Annotated in this window: 1 protein-coding gene and 3 pseudogenes; 1 reads left to right on the top strand and 3 read right to left on the bottom strand. The window is 75.9% G+C overall.

Annotated features, from left to right (window positions below):
• Window positions 1-203 precede the first annotated feature (203 nt).
• Window positions 204-2,771, bottom strand: a complete 2,568-nt coding sequence (locus EAO70_RS03930) for an FtsX-like permease family protein (RefSeq protein ID WP_148001622.1) — start codon at window positions 2,769-2,771, stop codon at window positions 204-206.
• Between the two features lie 163 nt (window positions 2,772-2,934).
• Here EAO70_RS03930 and EAO70_RS03925 point away from each other — a divergent pair.
• Window positions 2,935-3,081 (top strand): annotated as a pseudogene (locus tag EAO70_RS03925) (ATP-binding cassette domain-containing protein); the annotation flags it as partial.
• Window positions 3,082-3,198: 117 nt separating this feature from the next.
• Here the strand turns inward: EAO70_RS03925 and EAO70_RS03920 are convergent.
• Window positions 3,199-3,714 (bottom strand): annotated as a pseudogene (locus tag EAO70_RS03920) (ABC transporter ATP-binding protein); the annotation flags it as partial.
• Between the two features lie 75 nt (window positions 3,715-3,789).
• A pseudogene (locus tag EAO70_RS03915) lies at window positions 3,790-4,340 on the bottom strand (ABC transporter ATP-binding protein); the annotation flags it as partial.

Here is a 4,340-nt window from a genome sequence, read left to right as displayed (position 1 = left end):
GTGCCGACGCCGTGTGCGTCCCCCTCACGGACCTCTCCCTCCCCGCGTACGCGCCGTTCCCCGGCGTCCCGCTCAGCGCCCCGGCCGACCCGGCCGCCGCGCCGGCCCTCACCCCCGTCCTCGCCCCGGCGACCGCCCTCGCGACGGCCCGCCGGGTGCCGGCGGGCCGCGCGGGCTGACGGGGCCTGGCCCGGGCCCCGCCCTCACTCCACGGCGATCGCCCGGAGCACCTCCAGACGGGCGGCGCGGCGGGCCGGGCGCACCGCCGCCACGGCTCCGGCGACCAGGCCCGCCAGAGCCACCGTCGCCGACTGCGCCACCGGTACGGCGAAGACGAGCGCGCCGTCGCCCGGGCCCGCCGAGGCCCGGACCAGCACCCAGCCGAGGAAGCCGCCGAGCACGAGTCCGCCGAGCGTTCCGAACGCCGCCACCAGGACCGACTCCCAGCGGACCATGGACCGCAGCTGGGCCCGGGTCTGGCCGACGGCTCGGAGCAGGCCCAGTTCCCTCGTCCGCTCGTGCACCGACAGGGTCAGCGTGTTCGTGATGCCGAGCAGGGCGATCAGGACCGCGAGGGCTAGCAGCGCGTAGACGAGGGTGAGCATCATGTCGACACCGCCCGCCGCGGACTGCGCGTACTCCGCCCTGGTCTGCACCTCGGGCTGCCCGTAGCGGTCCGCCACCGCGGTCACCGCGGCCCGGCCCTCCTCGGTGCCCACACCGTCCGCGAAGGCCACGGCGACCAGTGTGTCGGAGTCCTGGGTACGGTGCGGGGCCCAGGCCTCCCGGGTGACGAGGTAGGCGCCGGCGAGGTCGGAGCGCTCGTAGACGGCCCGGACGGTGAAGGTGCGGCGGGTGCCGTCGGTGAACGCCAGCTCCGCCGTCCGCCCCGGGGCCAGGCCCGTGGAGGCGGCCTCGTTGGCGGCGACGGCCAGCCCGTCCGTACCGAGGCCGGCGAGGGAGCCCCGTACCGCCCCCAGATCGAGGGTCCGGGAGAGCGCGGCCGGGTCGGTGACGGTCAGCGCGCGACCCCTGCCGTCGACCTCGGCCACCCCGCGCCCCAGGCCCACGGCGGTGTCGACCTCGGGCAGGGCGCCGACGGCCGGAGCCAGGCGCGGGCTGAGCCCCGCGCCGCCCGCGCCGAACGAGGCGCCGCTGATGGCCACGTCCCCCGCGAAGGAGCGGTCGACCGTGCGGTCCATGGTCGCCTTCAGGGAGGCGCCGAAGACCGTGAAGAGGGTGACCACCGCGACGCCGATCGCCAGGGCGGTCGCGGTCGCCGCGGTACGTCCGGGGCTGCGCAGGGCGTTCCGCCGGGCCAGACCGCGGCTCGCGCCGCGCAGCGGACCGCCGAGGAGCCGTACGGCGACCGGGACGGCCACCGGGCCGAGGACCACGAAGGCGACGACGGCGAGCGCCGCGCCGGTCGCGGCGAGCCCGAGCGAGGGAGTGCCGAGCACCCCGGCGAGGACGGTGCCGACCGCGGCGGCGAGCAGGGCGGCACCGGTCGTCACGCGCGCGCGTGACGTGCCCGAGGCGTCGGCCTGCGTCTCCCGGAGGGCGGCGAGCGGGGCCGTGCGCCCGGCTCGTACGGCGGGCAGGAGCGCCGAGCCGGCGCAGACCGCGAGCCCCACGGCGAGCGGCAGCAGGACGGAGGGGGCGGACACGACCAGGTCGCCGTCGGGGAAGGGGAAGCCGAGGGCCGGGAAGAGGGCCTGGAGTCCGGCCGCCACGCCGATCCCGGCGAGCAGTCCGGCGAGGGAGGCCGGCAGACCGACGGTCAGCGCCTCGGCCAGCGTGCCCGCGACGATCTGGCCGCGAGCGGCGCCGATGGCGCGGAGCAGCGCGTTCTCCCGGGTCCGCTGGGCGACGAGCACCGCGAACGTGTTGTGGATGCCGAAGACGGACACGAGGACCGCGACCCCGCTGAACACCATGAGGAGGGTCGTGAAGAGGTCGAGGAAGCGTCCGGAGACCGACTCGGTGTTCTCCTCGGCGGCCCGCTGCCCGGTGATCGCCTCGACGTCGTCCGGGAGCACGGGGGCGAGGGCGGCGACCAGTTCCTCCTGGGAGACGCCGGGCCCGGCCCGTACGGCGATGCTCGTCGCCCCGCCGGAGCGGGCCGTCAGATACCGCTCGGCGTCGGCCCGGGTCAGACCGGCCCAGGTGACCTGGCCCATGCCGTCGGCGCCGCCGAAGGTGACGAGTCCGACGACGGTGACGCGCACCGGATCGGGGGTGCGCAGCACGGTCGTGTCGCCCGTGGCGAGGCCCGCGGCCCGGGCGGCGCCGCGGTTGACGACGGCCTCCCCGGGGGCGCTCGGAGCACGGCCTTCCGCGAGCTCGTACGGGTTGAGGTCCGGGTCGTCGATCCAGTTCCCGGCGAGGGTGGGCGGGCCCTTGCCGCCGACGGGGGTGCCGTCGGCGGCGAGGAGCTGTCCGGCGCCCTCGATGCGGGGCGCGGCGGCGGCGACCACAGGCACGCGCGCGAGGCGCTCGGCGAGCGCGGCGTCGACGGGGCCCCGGGTGCCCTGGGCGTCGCCCGGGGAGGTCACCGTGACGGCGCTGCGGACGACGGCGTCGGTGCCCCGGCTCGCGCCGGTGAACATCGCGTCGAAGCTCGCGCGCAGGGTGTCGCCCATGACGAGGGTGCCGGTGAGGAAGGCGACGCCGAGGACGACGGCGAGGAAGGTGCCGAGGAACCGGCGCCGGTGGGCACGGAGGGAGGAACGGGCGAGCCGGAGCGGGACGGGGAAGGCGGGCGATCTCACGGGGAGACACCTCCGGCGTGGGGCCCGGCGGAGTGGAGCGGCGGTCGCGGAGGCCGTCGGTGTTGACGATCCGGTCGACGTGCTCCTGGTCGACGGGGCGGCCCGCGAGGGCCGAGGGCAGGGTGATGTTCTCGGCGACACGGAGGTCAGGGCCCTCGACGGGGTGAGCGTCGACTTCCCGGTCAGGGCCCTCGACGGGGTGAGCGTCGACTTCCCCGTCGGCCGCTTCACCGCCGTCATGGGCCCCTCGGGCTCCGGCAAGTCCACCCTGATGCACTGCGCGGCCGGGCTCGACACCCTCACCTCCGGCGTGGGGCCCGGCGGAGTGGAGCGTGGGGCGGGGGGCCTTCTCGGATGTCTCGGGTGTCTTGAGTGCCTTGGGTGTCTTGAGTGCCTCGGGTGACTCGAGTGACTCGGGATTCCGCGGCTCGAACGCCTTCATCCGGTCGAGGACCCGGTCGGCCGTGGGGTCCGTCATCCGGTCGACGAGCCGGCCGTCCGCGAGGAAGACCACCTCGTCGGCGTGGGCGGCGGCGACCGGGTCGTGGGTGACCATGACGACCGTACGGCCGGTCTCCCGCGCCGTACGGCCGAGCAGGCACAGGACCTCCTCGCCCGCGCGGGAGTCCAGGTTGCCGGTCGGTTCGTCGGCGAACACGACGTCGGGGTCCCCGGCGAACGCGCGGGCGACGGCGACCCGCTGCTGCTGCCCGCCGGACAGCTCGCCCGGCCGGTGGTGGAGGCGGTCGCGGAGGCCGACGGTGTCGACGATCCGGTCGACGTGCTCCTGGTCGACGGGGCGGCCCGCGAGGGCCGAGGGCAGGGTGATGTTCTCGGCGACGGTGAGGGTCGGGAGCAGGTTGAAGGCCTGGAACACGAAGCCGATCCGGTCCCTGCGCAGCAGGGTGAGACGGCGGTCGTCGAGGGTGGCGAGATCGGTGTCGGATGTCTCGGGTGTCTTGAGTGCCTTGGGTGTCTTGAGTGCCTCGGGTGACTCGAGTGACTCGGGATTCCGCGGCTCGAACGCCTTCATCCGGTCGAGGACCCGGTCGGCCGTGGGGTCCGTCATCCGGTCGACGAGCCGGCCGTCCGCGAGGAAGACCACCTCGTCGGCGTGGGCGGCGGCGACCGGGTCGTGGGTGACCATGACGACCGTACGGCCGGTCTCCCGCGCCGTACGGCCGAGCAGGCACAGGACCTCCTCGCCCGCGCGTTCGCCGGGGACCCCGACGTCGTGTTCGCCGACGAACCGACCGGCAACCTGGACTCCCGCGCGGGCGACGGCGACCCGCTGCTGCTGCCCGCCGGACAGCTCGCCCGGCCGGTGGTGGAGGCGGTCGCGGAGGCCGACGGTGTCGACGATCCGGTCGACGTGCTCCTGGTCGACGGGGCGGCCCGCGAGGGCCGAGGGCAGGGTGATGTTCTCGGCGACGGTGAGGGTCGGGAGCAGGTTGAAGGCCTGGAACACGAAGCCGATCCGGTCCCTGCGCAGCAGGGTGAGACGGCGGTCGTCGAGGGTGGCGAGATCGGTGTCGCCCAGGAGCGCGGCGCCGGAGGTGAGGGTGTCGA

Source organism: Streptomyces sp. adm13(2018) (assembly GCF_008042145.1).
Classification (GTDB): Bacteria; Actinomycetota; Actinomycetes; order Streptomycetales; family Streptomycetaceae; genus Streptomyces.
The sequence above is the reverse complement of the archived record's forward strand: the minus strand, read 5'-3'. Positions and strand labels throughout refer to the sequence as shown.